The organism is Chryseomicrobium aureum, from assembly GCF_016909155.1.
In the GTDB taxonomy this organism is placed as follows: domain Bacteria; phylum Bacillota; class Bacilli; order Bacillales_A; family Planococcaceae; genus Chryseomicrobium; species Chryseomicrobium aureum.
Genome location: NZ_JAFBFG010000007.1, coordinates 18,423 through 40,169, shown reverse-complemented (window position 1 = coordinate 40,169; position 21,747 = coordinate 18,423). Strand labels below are relative to the sequence as shown.

General features: G+C 42.6%; 20 protein-coding genes. 16 read left to right on the top strand and 4 right to left on the bottom strand.

Annotation, left to right across the window (positions count from 1 at the left end; genetic code table 11):
• Positions 1–65: 65 nt before the first annotated feature.
• From JOD03_RS06955 to JOD03_RS06940, 4 genes are read right to left on the bottom strand one after another with little or no spacing between them, the layout of a single operon-like run.
• Positions 66–1,367, bottom strand: a complete 1,302-nt coding sequence (locus JOD03_RS06955; RefSeq protein WP_204590127.1) for a cryptochrome/photolyase family protein — start codon at positions 1,365–1,367, stop codon at positions 66–68.
• Entirely contained in the window at positions 1,360–2,061 is a 702-nt protein-coding gene (locus tag JOD03_RS06950; RefSeq protein ID WP_204590126.1) for an ABC transporter ATP-binding protein, read from the bottom strand. Before JOD03_RS06950 ends, JOD03_RS06955 begins: the two co-directional genes overlap by 8 nt.
• Positions 2,062–2,065: 4 nt before the next feature.
• The gene (locus tag JOD03_RS06945; protein WP_204590125.1) at positions 2,066–3,130 is read right to left on the bottom strand and encodes an ABC transporter permease; all 1,065 of its coding nucleotides are present in this window, start codon (positions 3,128–3,130) and stop codon (positions 2,066–2,068) included.
• Between the two features lie 4 nt (positions 3,131–3,134).
• Positions 3,135–3,563, bottom strand: a complete 429-nt coding sequence (locus JOD03_RS06940) for a hypothetical protein (protein WP_204590124.1) — start codon at positions 3,561–3,563, stop codon at positions 3,135–3,137.
• Positions 3,564–3,665: 102 nt separating this feature from the next.
• Between JOD03_RS06940 and JOD03_RS06935 the strand changes: the two genes are divergently transcribed.
• The 16 genes from JOD03_RS06935 (at position 3,666) to JOD03_RS06860 (ending at position 21,735) form a co-directional block, all read left to right on the top strand.
• On the top strand, positions 3,666–4,562 hold the full coding sequence (locus tag JOD03_RS06935; protein WP_204590123.1) for a MerR family transcriptional regulator: 897 nt from the start codon (positions 3,666–3,668) through the stop codon (positions 4,560–4,562).
• A 93-nt stretch (positions 4,563–4,655) separates the two neighbouring features.
• Positions 4,656–5,432, top strand: coding sequence for an enoyl-ACP reductase FabI (gene fabI, locus JOD03_RS06930; RefSeq protein ID WP_275580372.1), 777 nt, complete (start codon positions 4,656–4,658; stop codon positions 5,430–5,432).
• 103 nt (positions 5,433–5,535) lie between these two features.
• Positions 5,536–7,569, top strand: a complete 2,034-nt coding sequence (locus tag JOD03_RS06925; RefSeq protein WP_204590122.1) for a catalase — start codon at positions 5,536–5,538, stop codon at positions 7,567–7,569.
• Between the two features lie 716 nt (positions 7,570–8,285).
• Positions 8,286–9,164: a leucine-rich repeat domain-containing protein gene (locus tag JOD03_RS06920; RefSeq protein WP_204590121.1), complete on the top strand. Its 879-nt coding sequence runs from the start codon at positions 8,286–8,288 to the stop codon at positions 9,162–9,164.
• Between the two features lie 73 nt (positions 9,165–9,237).
• Complete coding sequence (locus JOD03_RS06915) at positions 9,238–9,735, top strand: SMI1/KNR4 family protein (RefSeq protein ID WP_204590120.1); 498 nt, start codon at positions 9,238–9,240, stop codon at positions 9,733–9,735.
• A 42-nt stretch (positions 9,736–9,777) separates the two neighbouring features.
• Entirely contained in the window at positions 9,778–10,038 is a 261-nt protein-coding gene (locus JOD03_RS06910; protein WP_204590119.1) for a DNA-binding protein, read from the top strand.
• 37 nt (positions 10,039–10,075) lie between these two features.
• Positions 10,076–10,546 carry an ankyrin repeat domain-containing protein gene (locus JOD03_RS06905; protein WP_204590118.1) on the top strand — a complete coding sequence of 157 codons (471 nt, stop codon included), beginning with the start codon at positions 10,076–10,078 and terminating at the stop codon, positions 10,544–10,546.
• A 43-nt stretch (positions 10,547–10,589) separates the two neighbouring features.
• Entirely contained in the window at positions 10,590–11,225 is a 636-nt protein-coding gene (locus JOD03_RS06900; protein WP_204590117.1) for a hypothetical protein, read from the top strand.
• Between the two features lie 302 nt (positions 11,226–11,527).
• Positions 11,528–12,040: an SMI1/KNR4 family protein gene (locus JOD03_RS06895; RefSeq protein ID WP_204590116.1), complete on the top strand. Its 513-nt coding sequence runs from the start codon at positions 11,528–11,530 to the stop codon at positions 12,038–12,040.
• An 845-nt stretch (positions 12,041–12,885) separates the two neighbouring features.
• Positions 12,886–14,247, top strand: coding sequence for an FAD-dependent oxidoreductase (locus tag JOD03_RS06890; protein WP_204590115.1), 1,362 nt, complete (start codon positions 12,886–12,888; stop codon positions 14,245–14,247).
• Between the two features lie 100 nt (positions 14,248–14,347).
• On the top strand, positions 14,348–16,018 hold the full coding sequence (locus JOD03_RS06885; protein WP_204590114.1) for an alpha,alpha-phosphotrehalase: 1,671 nt from the start codon (positions 14,348–14,350) through the stop codon (positions 16,016–16,018).
• Positions 16,015–16,932 carry an ROK family protein gene (locus JOD03_RS06880; RefSeq protein ID WP_204590113.1) on the top strand — a complete coding sequence of 306 codons (918 nt, stop codon included), beginning with the start codon at positions 16,015–16,017 and terminating at the stop codon, positions 16,930–16,932. Before JOD03_RS06885 ends, JOD03_RS06880 begins: the two co-directional genes overlap by 4 nt.
• Entirely contained in the window at positions 16,929–18,035 is a 1,107-nt protein-coding gene (locus tag JOD03_RS06875) for an ABC transporter ATP-binding protein (RefSeq protein WP_204590112.1), read from the top strand. Before JOD03_RS06880 ends, JOD03_RS06875 begins: the two co-directional genes overlap by 4 nt.
• Positions 18,036–18,051: 16 nt before the next feature.
• Positions 18,052–19,080 (top strand): LacI family DNA-binding transcriptional regulator, encoded by a 1,029-nt coding sequence (locus JOD03_RS06870; RefSeq protein WP_204590111.1) that lies wholly within the window; start codon positions 18,052–18,054, stop codon positions 19,078–19,080.
• A gap of 18 nt (positions 19,081–19,098) precedes the next feature.
• Positions 19,099–20,736, top strand: a complete 1,638-nt coding sequence (locus JOD03_RS06865; protein WP_204590110.1) for a glycoside hydrolase family 13 protein — start codon at positions 19,099–19,101, stop codon at positions 20,734–20,736.
• Positions 20,737–21,117: 381 nt separating this feature from the next.
• Complete coding sequence (locus tag JOD03_RS06860) at positions 21,118–21,735, top strand: NAD(P)-dependent oxidoreductase (RefSeq protein ID WP_204590109.1); 618 nt, start codon at positions 21,118–21,120, stop codon at positions 21,733–21,735.
• Positions 21,736–21,747: the final 12 nt, after the last annotated feature.

Genomic DNA, 21,747 nt, shown 5'->3' with positions numbered 1-21,747 from the left:
TAACTGATTGGATAAAATACCTTTTCAGTATAGCATGGGTTGTATTGTCTAGAAGTACAACTGTGTTATTTTATAGACTTATACCCTTCAAGTGCGCGTTCCCGTGCTTCTTTATGGTCGACGATCAGTTCGATATCTTGCTCAGCTTTCCAGTGATGTACGTATTCCGCGTTTTTATCGAATTTCTCGAGTTGTGTCGTGGGATTAAAGATTCGGAAATACGGCGCAGCATCAATGCCTGTTCCAGCGACCCACTGCCAACCCATCCCGTTATTCGCCTCGTCGTAATCGACCAATGTCTCTTTGAACCATTCAGCTCCCCACTGCCAAGGAAGGAGAAGGTGTTTGGTGAGGAAGGAAGCTGCGACCATTCGTACGCGATTGTGCATCCAGCCTGTTTCCCAAAGCTGCTTCATGCCAGCATCTACAAGGGGATAGCCCGTCTCACCGCGTTTCCACTTTTCGAAGTCGGCTTTACTTGCTTTCCATGGGAACTTATCAAATTCAGACCGCAACGCCTTCGTCTCAAGCGTTGGATGCTCTAACAATTGACGTTTTGCGAACTCACGCCACACGAGTTGGCGTAGGTAAGGCTCCGCATTCTTTTCTCGTTTCGCAGCATAGTAGACAGCGCGAACGCTAAGATTGCCCCACGTCAAATACGGAGAGATTTCCGAAGTTGCCTGCGCGTCTGGAAAGTCTCGCATTTTTTTGTAGTCCCCAATCTCTTCTTTTGCAAATCGTTGGAAGTTTTTGATGCCCGCTTTCTCACCTGGAATCCAGTGCTTCGCAAACTTTTTCGTCCACGGATGATTGGGGAGGAGTTCTAGTTCTTCAATTGTCTTCAATGTTTTTGCACGGATCCCTTGCCATTCTTCAGGCATCGCAACCGGTCGTTTCACCGTTTCTTGCTGCGAACGTTTATAGAAGGGAGTGAAAATCGAATAAGGTTCACCGTTGTCTTTTGTCAGTTCGTGATGGGGGAAGAGGAGGTCTCCATCCAGTGTTTGATACGTGATGGATTTATCCTCTAACACTTTTTTTACAGCGATTTCTACCTTTCGCTCGTCTGTTGCATAGCTGTCATTCCACAGAACTTGGTCACAGTTATGTTCGTCTACAAGTTTTGGGATGCAAGTCGTTGGATCTTCATCCGTGACTAGAAGTGTAATTCCCTTTTCATGAAGCGTGCTTTTCAGTTCTTTCAATGATTCTTCTAACCACCAACAAGAAGCTTCTAATTTGCGCATCTCAGGGGATAGAGTGAAAAGAGCTAGCACGCGGCCATCGTGACCGGCTTGTGCTAGCGCAGGGTGATCGTGAAGGCGGAGGTCACGACGAAACCAGACAAGTGTCCGTTTAGTCATGCGCAGCGCCTTCTTTCGGTGTATGGTCTTCTTCACGTAACGTGCCGTCTGTCATCTTAAAGACACGGTCACAGTAGTCAATCAATCGCGTATCATGTGTGACAACGAGTGTGGTCGTCTTTTTCGACTTCGTTTCTTTTTGCAACAGTTCCATCACTTCATACGCGCGTTCTGAATCCAGAGAGGCTGTCGGTTCATCGGCTAATACGATAGATGGGTTCGTGTACAAAGCCTTTGCTATCGCCACTCGTTGGCGTTCCCCTCCAGACAAGTCGGAAGGGTACTTGTTGCGAAGCTCTTCGATACCAAGGTCTTTGTAGAGATCTTCAAGCTCTTGGTCGTTTAATGTGTCTTTTTTTACTTTCTTTAAGAGCATCATTTGGTTGTGGACCGTTAAAAATGGCACCAGGTTAGATGCTTGCAAAATAAAGCCGATTTCGTTCAATCGAACTTTGGATAGCTTCTTCTCGTTGAGTTTTGCTAGAGACGTGCCATTGATCAGAACGTCTCCTTCCGATGGTGTCTGCAATCCGCCGGCAATTGTTAAAAACGTACTTTTACCGGAACCAGAAGGACCGATAATAGCAATCATTTCTCCAGCTTTGGCTTGAAAGTTGGTTTCTTTTAGGGCTTCGACTTTTTTATGACCCGAGCCGAATGTCTTTTTCGCTTGTTTGAGTTCAAGTACTGTCATATCATCACGCTCCTATTGCTTTCAGTGGATCGATTTTTACTATCGTTAATACGGAGAAAATCGCGCCTAAGATGGCAACTGCAATTAACACGATGCCGTAGATGGCCATTGCAACACCATCAAATTGCACAGGCACTGCGTTCGGAAGGAACAAGCCTGTCACAAGGGTCAACACATAGCCCGTCACAACCCCGACGGCTGCCAAAATAAACGTTTGCGCTACTACTGAACGTGCCAAGTACCCATTTGAAATTCCTTGAGCCTTCATAACTCCGAACATATTGATCTTTTGCACGGTCAACACGTATAAGAAAATCGCAACGATTGTTGCAGAGATGATGAATAGGAAGTAAATCATAAAGTCGAGCGTTAGTTTCTGCTCTGTATAGCCTGGTAAGTTCTCAATAAATGTTTGGGTATCGACAATTGCCAAATCTTCTGGCGCATCCAGTGCGGATAAATCATCTGAACGAATGACAATACCATTTACTTGATCTGAATTTTGCTCAGCAGCTTCTCCAAAACGCACTATTTGGAATGTGTCGAGTGACGCGTAGAGAACAGGTGCTGCGTTAAAGCGCGCATCTTCTGTGAAGCCTACGATGGTCAATTCTTCATCGGAAGAAGATAGCGTAAGCGTATCTCCGATTTCAAATCCTTCTTCTTGTAAGAAGTCTGCTGCAACCACTTCATTTTCACCGGAGAACAGTTCTCCTTCTGAGATAGCTGGTGTGATAAATTCATCTTCGTTAATACCGAAGATCGCCACACCTTGTTTCAAGTCACCGCTTGTCACGATGGTATTCAACTGGCCAAGTACAGCAGTTTCTGCGTCGAGTTCATCCGCATCGTCAATCGATAGGAACGATTGTGGAAGGCTTTGGTCAGAATCCTCCGTCAACATGATGCCGTCACCGTCCCATTTATCTACGGCCTCTCGGTTTAAGTTTGCGAGTCCATTTGCAAGTCCCGTCAAGAAAAAAACGAGGTAAGAGACAAGGAACAGTACCCCGATCACAAGCGCAAAGCGCAATTTATTCTTTTTTATTTCATTCCATGCTAAAAACATCTAGTCATCCTCCTGTCTTGGTGTAAAGTCTTTGAAGCAGCCAAGCAACTAGCCATCCGTAGAGAAGGTGACCTGTCTGCCACCAAGCTAGCGCACTTAAGTCGGTCACTTCAGGTGTCCGATCTGAAAACCCTGTCGTTGGATAGATGATCAATCCAATGAGTAGTGCTGTTAACACTGTATACAAGAACGGCTTGTTCCAACGATTCCAAAGCCATGCATAGATAAATGCCAATGCAAACGACACAACCATATGGAAGCTAATTTCAATCCACTCAGGGAATGTGTAATTTTTCAAAATCGGAAAATAATCAACATTTAACAATAGTGTATAAACTTTATCTCCTGTTAGCCATTCAATGAACTTGAAGTAATAATTTAAACCAAGTCCTGAGATGAGTCCAACGAGTAAAATACGGCCTACTTTATCCATACATTTAACACATCCTTTACAACAATTATACAGAAAGATTGTTTTCTTCGTCAAATTATTGTATAATGTTATCAAATCAACAAATTGAAAGGAGGCCGACTAATGAAGGGAAATTATAATATCCAACAGGTCTCTGATGTAACAGGTCTGTCTAAACAAGTCATTCGGAAATGGGAAGAGAGGTACCAGCTCATAGAGCCCGAACGGATGGACAATGGGTACCGCCTTTATCAAGATCAAGATATCTCGACGCTTCTTCGTGTAAAACGTCTTTCTGAAGAAGGGTATACAATTAAACAAGCTGCGTTGCTTCTCGAGAAAGAACGCGAGGCTGAACAGGCGGGGAATCAAACTATTCCCGTTCCCGTTGTAGAAGAGTGGAATGATTATGTATTTAAATTACTTGAATACGGTGCAAATTGTGAGGAGCTCGAGTTAAACCGAACACTTCACCAAGCGCATCAAAATTTGGGACTCGACTTATTCTTAAGTTCCGTCGTTCTACCTTACCTTAGAGAAGTAGGGACGCGTTGGGAGAAGAAGCAATGGGATGAATACCAAGAAGCGGTCTCGAGTATGGTTGTACGCGATTTTCTAGTACAAATCCGCCGAAACTACCCTTATCGTGAAGATGCACCGCTTGTTCTTGGCGCGTGTGTCCCAGGAGAGTATCACGAAGTGCCTCTTCATATTTTGCTATTACAATTTATGGTCCGCGGCTGGAAATCGTTTATGATCGGCTCGTCACCAGCGCCTGGTTCCATCGAAGCATTGGTCGACCGACTAAAGCCGAAATTTGTTTTGTTGTCTGCTTCTACGTCAGTTCCCTTAAAGGAACATCCGGAAACTTTAGTGAACTTAAATGAATTTGCTAAAAAGCATCCAAAGGTCAAGTTCTTTGCAGGTGGGAGTGGAATGGAAACGTATTTGAAGACCAATCATCTGGACTCGATTCATTTTGCTCCAGACTTAAACGCTATTATTCAAGAATCCTTATAAAAGTAGAGTCTGTCATGTGATGACAGGCTCTTTTTTTTATGCTACACTCAAATTAGTAGTAGGTACTAATAACAGTTAACAATGGAGGTCGCTATGCGAGATTTGATCAACTTAGCCGGAAAAAATGTTGTAGTCATGGGTGTTGCTAATGAACGAAGTATTGCTTGGGGCGTTGCAAAATCATTGTTCGATGTAGGTGCAAACGTCATTTTCACATACCGAAAAGAACGTTCACAAGGAAAAATTCAAAAAGTATTAGAAAAAGAAGGACGAGAAGCTACAGTCGTGCAATGTGACGTAAACGATGATGCGAGTATCAAACAAGCATTTACTGAAATCGGAGAGAAGTTTGGTGTGATTCACGGCGTCGTCCATTCGATTGCATTTGCTCACGCAGAAGACTTACACAACAATTTCTTGCAGACGTCTCGTGACGGGTTTGCATTTGCACAAGACACAAGTGCGTACTCGTTAATTGCAACAGCGCGGGAAGCAAAGCCGTTCATGACAGAAGGCGGATCAATCATCACGATGAGTTATTTAGGCGCAGAACGCGTATTAGATGGATACAATGTGATGGGCGTTGCGAAAGCATCTTTAGAAGCATCTGTTCGCTATTTAGCAAACGATATCGGAAAAGACGCAATTCGTGTCAATGCAATCTCAGCAGGTGCGATTCGTACACTCGCTGCAAAAGGCGTTCCAGCTTTCAACGAGATCTTGCATCAGATTGAAGCAAAAGCACCTCTGAAGCGAAATGTTACACAACAAGAAGTGGGTGACATGTCTGTTGCGCTTCTTGGAGACACAGGACGCGGTGTCACAGGTGAGGTCATCTATGTAGATAGTGGCTACCACATTATGGCGTAACCTTATACAAAAACCTATCCCAAATTCACTGGAATAGGTTTTTTTTAATGAACTTGGGGAACAGTAAAAATGGAAACGAAGTTCATTAAAGGAGGAAGCCCATTTGACCAATCAAGAAAAGAACAGTAAGCAGCAGCAGCTTGACCAGTTCCGTGTAAATGATCAAGACCAGGCCCTCACGACCAATCAAGGCCTCAAAATGGCAGAGGATGAATTTTCCTTAAAAGCCGGTGAACGAGGACCGACCCTCATTGAAGATTTTCACTTCAGAGAAAAAATGACCCATTTTGACCATGAACGTATCCCAGAGCGCATTGTTCACGCGCGGGGCGAAGGAGCGCATGGTGAATTTGAACTTTATGAATCATTAGAAGCCTATACAAAGGCTGAATTCCTCACAGATACATCGAAAAAAACACCCGTATTCGTACGTTTTTCAACAGTAGCAGGATCTCGTGGTTCTGCAGATTTAGCACGTGATGCTCGCGGATTCGCTACAAAATTTTATACAGAACAAGGAAACTATGACTTAGTAGGAAACAACATTCCTGTTTTCTTCATACAAGACGCAATCAAGTTCCCAGACCTTGTCCATTCCGTAAAACCAGAACCGCATAATGAAATTCCACAAGCGGCGTCTGCGCATGATACGTTTTGGGATTTTGTTGCGAACAATCAAGAGTCTGCGCACATGGTGATGTGGACGATGTCTGACCGTGCTATCCCGCGTAGCCTTCGTATGATGGAGGGCTTTGGTGTGCATACATTCCGTTTGATTAATAAAGAAGGAACATCCCATTTTGTGAAGTTCCACTGGAAACCAGTGCTCGGCACACATTCAGTGGTCTGGGATGAAGCCCAAAAAGTAAATGGAAAAAACCCGGACTTCCACCGTGAAGATCTGTGGCAAGCAATTGAAGATGGGAATTTCCCTGAATGGGAGTTAGGTCTTCAGATCATTTCAGAAGAAGACGAGTTCAAGTTTGATTTCGATATTTTAGATCCTACAAAGCTTTGGCCAGAAGAAGATGTGCCGGTGAAACTTGTCGGGAAGATGACGTTGAACCGCAATCCGGACAATTTCTTCGCAGAAACAGAGCAAGTCGCATTCCACCCGGGTCACTTAGTGCCAGGGATCGACTTCACGAACGATCCATTGCTTCAAGGACGCTTGTTCTCGTACACAGACACGCAGTTGATTCGTCTAGGTGGACCAAATTTCCACGAGTTGCCGATCAATCGTCCTGTTTGTCCGTTCTTCAACAATCAACGTGATGGCTATGGCCGCCAGACAATTAACGTCGGTCGTGTGAGCTATCATAAAAATTCATTGGCAAACAATACGCCACGTACGACACCGGAAGAAGAAGGCGGCTTTAGTCATTACCAAGAAAAAATTGATGCGCGCAAAGTTCGTGCTCGTAGTGAGAGCTTCAAAGACCACTTCTCACAAGCTACGATGTTCTTTAATAGTATGTCGGAAGTAGAGAAGAAGCATTTGATTGACGCGATGAGCTTTGAGCTAGGTAAGTGTAAAGAACCAAGCATTCGTGAGCAAGTCGTGGAGATGTTCAGTCATGTGCATATTGATTTAGCCAAACCTGTTGCTGAAAGTTTAGGTATGGAAGCTCCGACTGAAAAAGGTCCGTACTCTGAAAAGTCATCACCTGCACTTAGTCAGATGAACACAGTGATGAAGCCAGATACGCGGAAAGTGGCAGTATTAACTTCCGTTCATGCTTCTGGTGATGTTCAAGCAGTTGTGGATTCTTTGAAGTCGGCAGGCTTGCAGGTTGAAGTGATTGCAGAGCGTCAAGGGAAACTGGATGGTGGTCTAGAAATCGACCAGAAGTTCTTGACGGCAGATTCGGTTCTCTACGATGCAGTAGTAGCAGTAGCGGGACCGGAAGCTTCGAGTATTTATAAGAAAGAAGCATCCAACTTCTTACGAGAAGCATTTGATCATGTGAAACCGATCGGTTCTGCGGGAGACGGCAAGCAGCTACTTGAGCACCTTGGATTCACTGGGGAGCCAGGTGTCACGGATGATGTGTTGTCAGCATCATTTGTTGACGAAGTAGCCAAACACCGTTTTTGGGAACGTGAGCTTGGCGGCAAATCTAACAACAAACACTAATTACATCAGCCCGTCCGACGAAATTACCGTCGGGCGGGTTTTTATTTGAGATTGATGATGGTAATTAGTTTCCACAAAAGTGTGACAGGCACCAAATTTGCGAATACCAAACTAAGTTGAGTGAAGTGGAGGGGCTGACTCCGGAGGGATTAAAAGCGGAACGTGAGACCCCGGAAGCGTGATCTTGCGCTGAGGAGGCTCACGACGCGCCCTCGGAAAGCAGCCCCGCAACGGAACTCAACGTTTTAGTCAGTTGTCGGCTCTACATCTAAAATTTAGTTTCCATAATATGACTTCGGTAGAACAAATCTGATTTCGGTAGAATAAAAGTCCATTTCGGTAGAAGAAATCACAATTAGTGGAGAACAAATCTCCATTTCATCCGATGAACGCCCGCTCAGCGCAAAACTCCACACACGTTTTTCAAAAATTCATCACGATTCAGAAGAAAGTAGAGAATGTTTACTAAGCAAAGGTTATACTTATCAAAGATGTTTATTTGTACCAGAACCCAAAAGATTCAAGTTAATTAGAAACTAGCAATGGGAGGAGATTAAATGAGAAAATCGATGAAATATTTAATCAGTTTTGTAATCCTAGGATGTATATTTGCAGGGGGATATAGTGAAGGTATCAGAATTTGCTTGATTGAAATCTATCAATTGAATCTACTTTGAAGAACGGAATTCAGAATAAGTAAGGGAGATGCTTTTTAAATGTCACTAGACCCAAATTCATTTTTTATTCACTCTGGTCAAGAGTGGACTGGACCGACATTAGTCGTCACGGATTATTGGAATGATGATTTGAGAAATCTCATGGTGAGTAAATCTATTTACTATTTGAGGTTAAGTAGAAGTGTAGGTTGGGAAGATCATGATTTAGAGTTTTTGAAGAACCTAGATTTCTTAAAGGGTGTTGAAATTTATGCGGATGACATAAAAGATGTTAGTGCGTTGGTGCACCTCAAGTCACTTGAGCACTTATCTTTGGATTGCAAACTGAATATAGAACTAGATGTCAGTCAGTTTAAAAACTTAAGTTCACTCTATTTTAAGTGGAATAAGAAAGTTTTAAATTGGTTTAATGCACCTTCTTTAGAACGGTTAAATGTTGTGAACTATCCATTTGAGAGCCTTGAAGTTTTTAGTAATCTCACAACCTTAAGAGAGTTACTTTTGACGTCAACTAAGTTGCAAACGTTAAAAGGAATTGGATATTTAAAAAGCTTGAAACTATTAGATTTATATAGATGTACTAAATTATATTCACTTGAATCTCTAGGATTTTTAAAAAAATTGGAAAAGATAGTGTTAGATAATTGTAAGCGTATTGAAGATTTAAGCGAGTGTGTAGGATTAGAGACTTTAAAGGCTTTTTTGATTATTGATTGTAAAGAAATTGAGTCAATTGAACCTTTGAAAAATTGTTTAGCATTGAATAGAATTTATATCGCTGGAAACACAACTATAATTGACGGAGATTTTAACCTTATCGTTGATTTACCGAACTTAAGAAAATTTATTTTTGTGGAAAAGAAGCACTACAACTATCAGGAAAAAGAGGTTAAAGAGATCTTATCTATAAAGGATTAGTGTCTCACAATAAATCACACTACTTAAATTAAATTATCTTTCAATAATTTTAGAAAAAAACGGAGGTAAAGCAATGAGTGAACTTACGTACATAAAAGCAAAAGAATTAATTTTTGAGAATGAAGATTTAGCAGACTTCTCAGGTGAAAGGCCAATTAATTTTATTGAAAAAGCAGAGAGAGTAATTGGTTTAAAATTCCCTTCTCTTTATTCGGGTTTTTTGAAAGAATTTGGTTATCTTGGCTTTGGGGCTCAAGAAGTATACGGAATAATTAATGATGATTTTGTAAACTCATCTATTCCTGATGGTATTTGGTATACACTTCAACTTCGTGAGGATGTGAACTTACCATCAAACTTTTTAGCGATTTGTTATGACGGAATGGAAGAAGTTTATTGCTTAGACTTTAACAATGTAGATAAGAATGGAGAACCAAAAGTTGTAGCTATTGATATGGGATATGACTTGGAACATCAAAAGATTCAAATCGTGGCAGAAGACTTTGGAGATTTCCTCTTGGAATTAGTTGAACTAGAACTTGAATTAGAAAACGAATCAGATGATGAATAGTTTGAACCGTTGAATGTTTAGTGAATGGAGTGAATAAGGGGGATGGAGCAACCTACTAGTGAGGAAATACTTAATAAATTCAAGTTTATTTTACAAGGGAAAGTAACAAGAGAAGAAGTTGCGGATTTTGCTTCTTATTATGTTTTTCAAGATACCCCAAACATTGAGAATGAGCTAACTTGGAAACTGCTTACGATTGCTTGTGGGGTCGATTTGAAAAATAGTCCGGACGACTACTTACATGATGAACAAGATATTAAAGACTGGATAACTAGCTATTCACCTTTACTTTCTGCAGAATAAGAGATACTTTAATGATTTTGGGGAGAATGTATAACACATGATGAATAAACTTCACGAGTATATTTCAAACAAAGATATAGTTTCATTAAAAGCATTGTTGGACGCAGGATACGATGTGGATATTAGAGAAGAAAATAATCGTACGGCATTAATAAAAGCAATAATCGAGAGAGACACAGAAATTGCAAAGTTATGTATTGAATATGGTGCTGATTGTAATCAAATAGATGATATCTCTGGAATAACGGCTTTACACTTTGCAGTACAACATCAGTTAATTGAAGTAGTGAAACTCTTAGTAGAAAACCAAGCTGATATAGAGGCTGTAGATGTGAACGGAAATACGCCTTTGTCCGATGCAGTATTTTATTCGGAAGGGAAAGGTGAAATTATTAAGCTCTTGTTGGCCCATGGTGCTGATAGAAATAAAGAAAACTATCATGGTGTTTCTCCATTAAGTTTAGCTAAGAACATTGGAAATTATGATCTTGTTAAATACTTCGAGTAGGAACTAACTTTGCTAAGTTAGTCAAGAGAGAGGAGCAGATAGAATGGTTGAAAAAATCAGAGAATCAATTGAGCAAGGGAAGTTTGAAACAAATATTTATTTGCAATTCACCAGATTGCATTTGCAAGAAGATTGTCTTTCCCTCGTTCTCTCCATCTTCTTAGATAAACTAGATAAAGCTAAGTTAGCCGAACAGTGGCATATAGAGTGCAGGGGCTGGGGAGATTATCGACTTGATAATTTCCTGTCTTATGAGGAAGATGAGTTTGAAATGACAGACGAACACCCTTGCCTTTGGGATTATCAAAAACCGTTGTCAGAGTTATATTTTAGAGGACAAGCCACGAATGTTAAAGCTCTAATAGGAGACTTGTATATAAAGCATAAAAGCCTGACGAATAATACAATCTCGCTAGAACATTACTTGAATACGGAAACCGGTCCAGGTGATTTAGAATGGTTGCTGAGCAGTGGTCAAGGATTGTTCTCAGCTGCACCAGAGATTTTAACAGAAGCCTATCAGGAACTACTTGAGCTATATGGATTCTCAACCCACCTTTTGTTTCAAAAAGTAACTTTAAGTAATGAAGGATTTAAACTACTTCGGTTGGGACCGAGTTATATTATTGCCAAAGAGTTTGCGGTCGAAAAGATTGATTCTAAAATTTTGGGTTTATAAAAAAAAGATGCAATAGATTGAAGCGCCCGCTCGATAATTCATAGAGTGGGTTTTTGAGTAATTGGCTCTTTATTTAACTATTTCTTAGAAATGGTTTAGTTATCTGTAATTAATGCGACAGGGCCGTGATCATAATAATGAACGTTACAAAAGGGTGACAGGCACCTTTTGGGAAATATTGGTAATACGCATCGTTATTAAATGGGGGTTTCAACTAATCTCGAGGCAAAATGGTGCTGAAATGGTTCCAGCCACCGAACTTAACAATAAATAGTCAAAAGTATTTTTAGGAGGTAGTGGAAATGTCAATCATAGCAAAAACTATAGAAACTTTAATGAAACGCCTAGATTCGAATGGATTGTTAGAAGTTCAGCAAGAAGATGGCTATCTTGATAATGTACAAATGATTTTCAACTCTCCTTCTACTGAAGAAGAACTCCGACGGCTACCATTTGATTTGCCGAGAGATTACCAAGAGTTTTTGAGTCTTCATAATGGAGGTGTTATTTTCAGTCATCCTCAGTACGGAGGAGGATTTGAGCTCTTTACAATTGATCAAATACTAGAGTTCAGAGCTATTCCTGGCTACGATTTTCCGGATAATTGGTTTCCAATTGCTTATGGATATGATAGCTGTTGCTTGGTAATTACAGATAAACTAGTAGACTCAGGGTATTTATTTGTTATGGAGACAGGTGATAACTTTGAAGAAGATCACCATATCGGTTTGACATTTGAAAATTGGTTTGAAAAAATTATCGTGGCACAGGGTTCAAAGTTTTGGGAATGGAATGTTAGAAGTCCTAACCTATAGAGACATTCAATGAATGGGAGATATATTATCACTAGATAAGATGAGTGACTATACCATAGATGATATCTAAATCAAAAAAGCTCCTCAAACTACAAAATTTCAGTCTTTTGGGGATTTTTTATATAGTCACAAACCAAACTCCTCACGGCACAATAACCACAATCCAAGGCGTAAAGCCTAAGCGACCCAAGCCCTTGCTAGAAAGCCCTTGGGAAATAAGGGTTTAGGTCCTGTTTATGGGGTGACAGGCACCATTTGGGAACTGTTGGTAATGCACATCATTATTAAATGGGGGTTTTCAACTAATCTCGAGGCAAAATGGTGCCAGTCACCGAGCTATATTTCCGCTGAACTTTCTCATTATTGTGCCGCACTTTTCATGTTTACTGCTGGATTTGCTTGTGGGGGAAGGCTTCGTTGCTGCAAGGATGACAGGCACCAAATTTGCGAATACCAAACTAAGTTGAGTGAAGTGGAGGGGCTGACTCCGGAGGGATTAAAAGCGGAACGTGAGACCCCGGAAGCGTGATTTTGCGCTGAGGAGGCTCACGACGCGCCCTCGGAAAGCAGCCCCGCAACGGAACTCAACGTTTTAGTCAGTTGTCGGCTCTACATCTAAAATTTAGTTTCCATAACATGACTTCGGTAGAACAAATCTGATTTCAGTAGAATAAAAGTCCATTTCGGTAGAAGAAATCACAATTAGTGGAGAACAAATCTCCATTTCATCCGATGAACGCCCGCTCAGCGCAAAACTCCACACACGTTTTCCCTAAATTCCCCACGATTCAGAAAGGACTAGAAGGGGTAGAGCTAGAATAGAGATAGAAAAGGAGTGTGGGCATATGAAATACGTCATCATCGGGGGAGACGCAGCCGGTATGAGCGCTGCGATGGAAATCGTCAGAAATGAAGACAACCCAGAAATCACTGTGCTTGAGGCAGGCCATATATATAGTTACGGCCAATGCGGACTTCCGTACGTGATTAGTGGAGAAATCGAAAAGTCATCAGATGTTATCGCGCGAAGTGTGGAAGAATTCCGGTCAAAATACGGCATCGATGCACGAACGGGGCACGAAGTACGTGAAGTGAACAGCGAGAAGAAAATTGTTCGCGGACGCATCTTACATTCTCTCGAAGACTTCGAAGTCTCGTACGACAAACTCCTTATCGCGACAGGAGCAGCCCCTATTTGGCCTGACTGGGAAGGGATTTCACTAAAAGGCATATATCCGCTGAAAACGATTCCGGACACAGAACGTATACTGACCGCTCTTCAAAAAGACGTGAAACGCGTTGCCATCATCGGCGGAGGATACATAGGACTCGAACTCGCAGAATCGTTTCGTGAACTGGATAAAGAAGTTCGCATATTCCAACGAGGACCACAACTTGCGAACATTTTTGATTTCGAGATGGCCGAGCTAATTCTACGAGAAGCTGAGCGGAAAAATGTGCGTGTCCATCTAGAAGAAGAGGTTCTAAAATTCAGCGGAGAAGATGCAGTTGAAAAAGTACACACGTCGAAAGGAGAATACGAAGCAGACCTTGTCATTGTTGCGATTGGTGTAAGTCCCTCCACACAATTCATCACGAATGCCGAGAAATTGAAAAACCGAGCACTTCTCGTCAATGAGCGTATGGAAACAACTGTGCAAGACATTTACGCCGCTGGAGACTGTGCGAGTCATTACCATATGTTAAAAGAACAACCGGATTACGTACCGCTTGGTACAACTGCGAACAAGCAAGGACGGATTGCAGGGCTTTCCATGATTGGTTTCAATAATGAATTTAAAGGAATCTTAGGAACGTCCATTATAAAATTCTTTGACCTCACACTTGGTAAGACAGGCCTTAGTGAAAAAGAAGCAACAAAACTTGGCATCTCGTATGAAACCAATACACGTATCGGGCATGATGTGGCTGGTTACTACCCTGGAAAAGAAGAACTGCATACAAAATTAATTTGGGAAAAAGAGACCCAATGTCTGCTCGGAGCACAAATTATGGGTGGCGCAGGGGTCGATAAACGAATTGACGTATTAACTGTAGCCTTGACCCAAAAGATGTGTTTAGGCGAACTGTTAGATCTTGATTTGAGCTACGCACCGCCATACAATGGAGTATGGGACCCAATCCAACAAATTGCGAAACGTAACTGGAAACTTGTAAAACGCGAACATGACCATGAACCTTACTAAAGGGGCATGGTTTTTTGCTGTGAATTATTTTTGTGCAAGCGCTTGCATAATCATTTTGAAAGCAGTAGAATGAGAGAAAGAAAATGGGGGAGTGAATGTCGTGCAACAACAGCCATGGTGGAAAACGAGCGTCGTCTATCAAATTTATCCACGTAGTTTTATGGATAGTAATGGTGACGGAATTGGTGATATTCCAGGAATCATCTCGAAGCTCGATTACTTACAAGACCTCGGAATCGACGTCATCTGGCTAAGCCCAGTCTACGATTCACCAAACGATGACAATGGCTACGACATTCGTGACTACCGGGCCATCCATAAAGAATTTGGAACGATGGCCGATTTAGAACAACTGATTGAAGAAGCCAAAAAACGTGGTATCCGCATCGTGATGGACCTCGTTGTCAATCACACATCCGATGAGCATGCTTGGTTCACAGAATCAAAATCATCGACAGATTCTCCTTATAGAGACTATTACATATGGAAGCAAGGAAATCCACCAAATAATTGGGGCTCTGTGTTCTCAGGTTCTGCGTGGGAACGCACTGAAGAGGATTGGCATTACTTGCACTTGTTTTCCAAAAAACAACCTGATTTGAATTGGCGCAGTGAAGCACTCCGGAAAGATGTCTATGATATGATGACCTACTGGTTAGACAAAGGAATCGGCGGTTTCCGAATGGACGTCATTAACTTCATCTCGAAACATGAAGACTTGCCCGACGGGATTGTCCATGAAGGGTCACATTACGGAGACGGCAGCCCCTACTTTATGAACGGACCTGTTATTCACACATACTTACAAGAAATGAATGAAAAAGTTTTAAAACACTATGACATTTTAACGGTTGGAGAAATGCCAGGCGCTACAACAGACGACGCGATTCTCTATACAAAAGAAGATCGTCATGAACTAAACATGGTGTTTACATTTGAACATATGGATCTTGATTCAGGTCCTGGTGGCAAGTGGAATTACAAAGACTTATACTTGCCAGACTTGAAACGAAACTTTGAAAAATGGCAACTTGCCTTAGAACATGAGGGATGGAACTCGCTTTACTGGAACAATCATGATCAACCGCGTATCGTGTCTCGATTCGGAAATGACGAGGCGTATCGCGTACATTCTGCAAAAATGTTGGCACTCGTGTTACACGGCCTAAAAGGAACGCCGTATATTTACCAAGGTGAAGAAATCGGCATGACAAATATCCAACTGCCCGACATCTCGCATTATAAAGATATTGAAACACTCAATATGTACAACGAACGATTGGCTGCAGGGGAAGAGCCGGAAAGTATCTTGAAGCGCATCTACGTTAAAGGACGGGACAATGCACGGACACCGATGCAGTGGACTCCACAAGGCGGATTCACGACAGGTACACCGTGGCTTGCGCAAAACCCGAACACGGCTTCAATCAATGCAGAGCAAGCTGTGAATGATCCTGATTCTATCTTCGCTTTCTATAAAGAGCTAATCGCACTTCGAAAAAAAGAAGCGATTCTGACAAAGGGCGATTTTACTTTACTTTTGCCAGACGATGAAGAATTGTTTGTTTATAAACGTAGTTATCAAGGCACAGAATGGTATGTGCTGGCAAACTTTTCACAGACGACTCGTACTGTAGCGCATGAAGAGTTACCACTACCATCTACACAACACGTAATTGGAAATACAAAACTCAAAACTAGTGCACATGGTATCGAACTTGGTCCCTATGATGCAGTGATTGTCGAGTGTACAAAAGGAGAAGGCAAATGACACAAGTACTTGGAGTAGATATCGGCGGTACGAAAATTCGTTTTGGTGTCGTTACGACAACAGGTGAAGTTTTAGCTGACTGGACCATTCCGACACAAATTCCTCTTTATCCTTATTTAGAGCAGCACGTGAAGCATGCCATTTCTGACCATCCTGGAATCCAAGCAATTGGAATCGGGACGCGCGGAATGGTGGAACCAGGTACAGGCAAAATTGTTTTTGAAATGCAGTTAGAGGGCTGGGAAGGGACACCAGTGAAAGAGTGGCTAGAAGGCGCAACAGGACTTCCGGTCGCAGTAAACAATGATGCGAATGTAGCAGCTCTAGCAGAAGCCATCCTCGGTGCAGGGCAAGGGGCTCGTAACGTTGTAGCAGTCACTGTTGGAACTGGACTAGGTGGCGGGCTGATCTTTGACGGGAAAATCATGGACGGCAAACATGGGGGTGGCGGAGAAATCGGCCACATGCTGTTGTATCCACACGGAATCCCTTGTGGGTGTGGCAGACGCGGGTGCGCAGAGCAATATGTTTCCGGTTCAGCGATTCATCGTTTGATTCAAGAATATCAAGTCGTGCACGCGGACGGTTCTTTCGTCACACCACGTGAAGTGTTCCCGTTAGCATTACAGGGTCATAAACAAGCGCAACAAGTACGCGCGCGTTATGTGCAGGATCTAGCGCTCACAATTTCATCATTACAAGCCATTCTCGACATGGACGTGGTCGTAGTCGGTGGAGGTGTGATCGATTCAGCTGAAGTGTGGTGGAGTCACCTATTAGAAGAGTTAGAACCTTTGTTACTGAAGCCTTTGACTTTAAAACGAGCTCAATTTGGAAATGAAGCAGGCATGCTCGGAGCAGCTATGCTTGTACGCGACGCTGCGGCGCACCGCGAGAAAGGAAGTTTGGCATGACAACTCTTACACTAAAAAATATTACAAAGCGTTATGACAATAAAGTACAAGCAGTAACAGATTTTAATTTAGACATTGAAGACCGTGAGTTCATCGTCTTCGTAGGTCCTTCTGGTTGTGGGAAATCAACGACACTTCGTATGATTGCAGGTCTTGAAGATATTTCAGAAGGCGACTTCATGATTGATGGCAAGCGTATGAACGATGTGGCTTCTAAAGATCGCGACATCGCGATGGTGTTCCAAAACTACGCACTTTATCCACATATGAGCGTGTTCGACAACATGGCGTACGGATTGAAAATTCGCAAAGTGCCAAAAGATGAAATCAAGCGCCGCGTAGATGAAGCTGCAAAGATCTTAGGTCTTGATCCGTACCTAGATCGTAAGCCAAAAGCGCTTTCTGGTGGACAGCGTCAACGTGTAGCATTAGGCCGCGCAATCGTCCGTGATGCATCTGTCTTCTTAATGGATGAGCCTTTATCGAACTTAGACTCCAAATTACGTGTTCAAATGCGTTCAGAGATCATTAAACTTCATAACCGCTTAAACACAACAACGATTTATGTAACACATGATCAAACAGAAGCAATGACGATGGCAACGCGCATTGTCATTATGAAAGACGGTGTCGTTCAACAAGTTGGTACACCAAAAGAAGTATACGACAATCCAGACAACATGTTCGTCGGTGGCTTTATTGGTTCACCTTCTATGAACTTCCTAACAGGTACAGTGGTAAACGGTCAGTTCAAAGTTGGCGAAGTACTGATTTCACTAACGGATGACCAACAAGCACGTTTAAAAGCATACGAAGGACAAGAAGTCGTTCTTGGTATTCGTCCAGAGCATGTTACAGATGATAACGGAGCTTATGATGTAACGCACGCACACCGAGTACCTGCCTACATTGAAGTGGCAGAACTTACAGGTGCCGAGCAGATTTTATATGCAAATTTAGAAGGGCAAGACTTCATTGGACGTGTAGATGCACAAAACGGTATCGAACGCGGCCAGACTGTGGATCTCGTGTTCCACATGGAGCGGGCACACTTCTTTGATAAAGAGACTGAACTACGAATCGGCGCGGTTGACACTATCTAAGAAAGAAGGAGTTCGCATGGCTGTAACGATTATAGATGTTGCACGAGAGGCCAATGTCTCTCCTTCCACTGTTTCACGTGTCATCGCCGATCACCCACGGATTAGTGAAAAGACGAAGAAAAAGGTACGGGAAGTCATGGAAAGTATGCACTACTATCCAAACTTCCAAGCACGAAATCTTGCAGCACGCACGACGCAAACTATTGGTGTCGTGATGGCAAACTCAGCGACACTCGCATTCCAAAACCCGTTCTTCCCGGAAGTCATCCGAGGAATTTCTACAACGGCACATGCCTGCAAGCTAGGTCTGTATTTATCTACAGGTGGCACAGAAGAAGAGATTTTCCAAGAAGTTGTCGCGATGGTACAGGGGAGAAAAGTAGATGGCATCATCTTGTTGTACTCTCGAGTAGATGATAAAACACTCAATTACTTACGTGAGATGCATTTCCCGTTCACGATTGTGGGGCGTCCATATGCATTTGAAGACCAAGTAGATTTTGTCGACAATGACAACAAAAAGATTGCACAAGATGTGGTGGAATATTTATTCGGATTAGGGCATCGCGAAATCGCCTTCATCGGAGGAGATTTAGAGTTCGTCGTATCATCTGATCGTCTAGAGGGATACCGTGCGGCACTTGAATCGCATGCATTAAAGTATCAAGAACAATATTTTATCCACGACTTTGCTTTTGAGCAGGATGGAAAAGAAGCAATCAGACAGTTAATGACACAACAGTCACCACCTACTGCTCTAGTGGCGCACGATGACTCAGTAGCGTACGAAATCATTCGTTACCTTGAACAATTAGAGATTCGCGTACCAGAAGATGTTTCGATTATTAGCTTTAATAACCATGCCTTGTCAGAGCATGTAAAACCACCTTTGACATCAGTGGATATCAATATTTTTGAATTGGGTCTAAAAGCGACCGAGTTACTACTCGAGCGCATCAAACAACCAGAGAGAGAAGCGACCCATCAGTTTGTGGACACTACGCTCATCGTCCGCAACTCCTGCCAATCTCTCAATACACGGTAGAAGTAAGTGAGGCACGTAATGAAAAAAACATGGTGGAAAGAAGCGGTAGCGTACCAAGTCTACCCACGCAGCTTTCAAGATTCAAACGGAGACGGGATTGGAGACTTGCAAGGTCTGATTTCTCGCTTAGATTACATTCAAGATTTAGGCATCGATATTATCTGGATTTGCCCGATGTACAAGTCACCAAATGATGACAACGGCTATGACATTAGTGATTACCAAGACATCATGGACGAGTTCGGGACAATGGAAGACTTCGATTTGTTGCTTGCAGAAGTGCACAAACGGGGCATGAAATTGATCATCGACCTTGTCATTAACCACTCATCGGATGAACATGAATGGTTCATCGAGTCGCGCTCTTCTAAAGAGAGTGACAAACGTGACTGGTACATTTGGAAAGACGGAAAAGATGGCAAAGAACCAAATAACTGGGGAAGTATTTTTGGTGGTTCTGCATGGGAATATGATGAGGCGAGTGGTCAATACTTCTTGCACTTGTTCTCTACTAAACAACCAGACTTAAACTGGGAAAATGAAGATGTGCGCACAGCTTTATATGACATGGTCAACTGGTGGTTGGATAAAGGAATCGACGGCTTCCGCGTAGATGCGATTAGCCATATCAAGAAAGATCTTACGTTTTCTGATATGCCGGAAGAAGAAGGCAAAGAGTATATTCAAGCATGGTCCAAATACATGAATGTAGAAGGTATCATGCCTTTCCTGGGTGAGTTGAAGGAAAAGACGTTTGCGAACTACGACATTATGACGGTTGGAGAAGCAAACGGAGTAAGTAGTGAACAAATCTCGGAATGGGTCAATGAAACCGATGGCAAGTTCGATATGGTCTTCCAGTTTGAGCATCTCGGACTTTGGGATGGCAACTCTTTAGATGTACTCGAGCTGAAAAACGTTTTAACGCGTTGGCAGCACGCCCTTGCAAACGATGGATGGAATGCATTGTTCATTGAAAATCATGACAAAGCGCGCATCGTTTCAACATGGGGGAATGACCAAGAGTATTGGGCACAAAGCGCAAAAGCTCTTGCGACGATGTATTTCTTCATGAAAGGAACACCATTTATCTACCAAGGGCAAGAGATTGGGATGACAAATGTTCAATTCGACTCGATCGATGACTACAAGGATGTGTCGGCGAAGAATATGTATCGTGAGCGGTTGGCAAATGGCGACACACACGAAGCAATCATGCAAGATCTGTGGCAGACGAGCCGCGACAATTCGCGTACGCCAATGCAGTGGTCAGAGGAGATGAACGCTGGCTTCTCTGAGGGGACACCTTGGATTGGTATGAATCCAAACTACACAGAAATTAACGTGGACCGCCAACTTTCGGATGAACAATCGATTTTGAACTATTACAAAGCGATGATTCGTTTGCGTAAAGAAAATGATGCTTTTGTTTATGGCGATTATGATTTGGTGTTAGCAGAAGATGCACAAGTTTATGCCTATACACGCACTCATGAAAACACTCGCTTCCTCGTTGTAGCGAACCTCACAGCAGAAGCAGCTTCCATCGAGAGCCTTTATGAGACTGTAAAAGATGCACAAGTTGTGCTTGCGAACTCTGACTCAGAAAGTCTAGAGCTTGCACCGTTTGAAGCGCGTATTTATAAATTAGTATAAGGTAGCATGCTAAAATCAGTATTTTCTCTTGTGTACAGTTGAGAGTAAATACTGATTTTTGCTATGTTGAGCTACATTGCAGGGCTGCTTTCCACTCAACGTTTCAGTCTGTAAATGATACTCTTCAAGCCTAATTTATTCTTTATGTTGTAAAATTTCTGTACACTTAAATTGATAAGTAAGATGAAAGCACTATTTCTATTAACTGCCCGGAAGCTAGAACGTCATTTCCCGGGCTATCGAAGTTTTGCCGAGACCCCGCAACAAGACGCAGTCGATGGGAGGAGGCTCGGTGAAAGTTCCCCAGGAAATGGCGTTCTAGCTGGAGGGCTTACCAGTTAAGAGTGGCGTTCAACATATTTAAACAAAAGGAGGAAAACGATGAAACTCGCAATTTTCGGAGGCACAGGGCGTGTCGGGAAACAGGTCGTGGATATGGCGCTGCAAGGTGGCCACGAAGTTCAACTACTCGTTCGTACGCAGCAGGACTGGATGGATCAACCAGGAATTACTGCGATTGTCGGAGATGCTAAAAATCCCGAAGATGTAGCAAAGACAGTTCAAGGAACAGACGCGGTCTTTAGCGGCCTTGGTACAGATAAGACCACGACACTGACAGAATTCATCGAAGGCCTGATTCCAGCACTAGCTATTGCAGAGATTTCACGAGTCGTGACGATTGGAACAGCTGGAATTTTAGATAGTCGAACGACACCAGGTGTATATCGTTTCCAGTCTGGTGAATCAAACCGCAAATTGACATTTGCAGCTGAACAACATGCACACGTGTATGAAACGTTTCGTGATTCCGATTTGGACTGGACCATCATTTGTCCGACCTATCTACCAGATGGTCCGTTAACAAAAACGTACCGTACGGAAGAATCGATGCTTCCTGCAGACGGAAAGCATATTTCAACAGCGGATACAGCGCACTGTGCGTACACAGCACTCAGCGAAGGAACATTTAATCGTGTGCGCGTAGGATTAGCCTATTAAAAAACAGCATTT

Excerpts from the sequence above, each read along its gene's own strand:
- fabI (WP_275580372.1), top strand. The coding sequence starts at position 4,656 with ATGCGAGATTTGATCAACTTAGCCGGAAAAAATGTTGTAGTCATGGGT.
- JOD03_RS06870 (WP_204590111.1), top strand. The coding sequence starts at position 18,052 with ATGGCTGTAACGATTATAGATGTTGCACGAGAGGCCAATGTCTCTCCT.
- JOD03_RS06875 (WP_204590112.1), top strand. The coding sequence starts at position 16,929 with ATGACAACTCTTACACTAAAAAATATTACAAAGCGTTATGACAATAAA.
- JOD03_RS06940 (WP_204590124.1), bottom strand. The coding sequence starts at position 3,563 with ATGGATAAAGTAGGCCGTATTTTACTCGTTGGACTCATCTCAGGACTT.
- JOD03_RS06920 (WP_204590121.1), top strand. The coding sequence starts at position 8,286 with ATGTCACTAGACCCAAATTCATTTTTTATTCACTCTGGTCAAGAGTGG.
- JOD03_RS06915 (WP_204590120.1), top strand. The coding sequence starts at position 9,238 with ATGAGTGAACTTACGTACATAAAAGCAAAAGAATTAATTTTTGAGAAT.
- JOD03_RS06900 (WP_204590117.1), top strand. The coding sequence starts at position 10,590 with ATGGTTGAAAAAATCAGAGAATCAATTGAGCAAGGGAAGTTTGAAACA.
- JOD03_RS06905 (WP_204590118.1), top strand. The coding sequence starts at position 10,076 with ATGATGAATAAACTTCACGAGTATATTTCAAACAAAGATATAGTTTCA.
- JOD03_RS06950 (WP_204590126.1), bottom strand. The coding sequence starts at position 2,061 with ATGACAGTACTTGAACTCAAACAAGCGAAAAAGACATTCGGCTCGGGT.
- JOD03_RS06910 (WP_204590119.1), top strand. The coding sequence starts at position 9,778 with ATGGAGCAACCTACTAGTGAGGAAATACTTAATAAATTCAAGTTTATT.
- JOD03_RS06860 (WP_204590109.1), top strand. The coding sequence starts at position 21,118 with ATGAAACTCGCAATTTTCGGAGGCACAGGGCGTGTCGGGAAACAGGTC.
- JOD03_RS06955 (WP_204590127.1), bottom strand. The coding sequence starts at position 1,367 with ATGACTAAACGGACACTTGTCTGGTTTCGTCGTGACCTCCGCCTTCAC.
- JOD03_RS06890 (WP_204590115.1), top strand. The coding sequence starts at position 12,886 with ATGAAATACGTCATCATCGGGGGAGACGCAGCCGGTATGAGCGCTGCG.
- JOD03_RS06880 (WP_204590113.1), top strand. The coding sequence starts at position 16,015 with ATGACACAAGTACTTGGAGTAGATATCGGCGGTACGAAAATTCGTTTT.
- JOD03_RS06865 (WP_204590110.1), top strand. The coding sequence starts at position 19,099 with ATGAAAAAAACATGGTGGAAAGAAGCGGTAGCGTACCAAGTCTACCCA.
- JOD03_RS06935 (WP_204590123.1), top strand. The coding sequence starts at position 3,666 with ATGAAGGGAAATTATAATATCCAACAGGTCTCTGATGTAACAGGTCTG.
- JOD03_RS06895 (WP_204590116.1), top strand. The coding sequence starts at position 11,528 with ATGTCAATCATAGCAAAAACTATAGAAACTTTAATGAAACGCCTAGAT.
- JOD03_RS06945 (WP_204590125.1), bottom strand. The coding sequence starts at position 3,130 with ATGTTTTTAGCATGGAATGAAATAAAAAAGAATAAATTGCGCTTTGCG.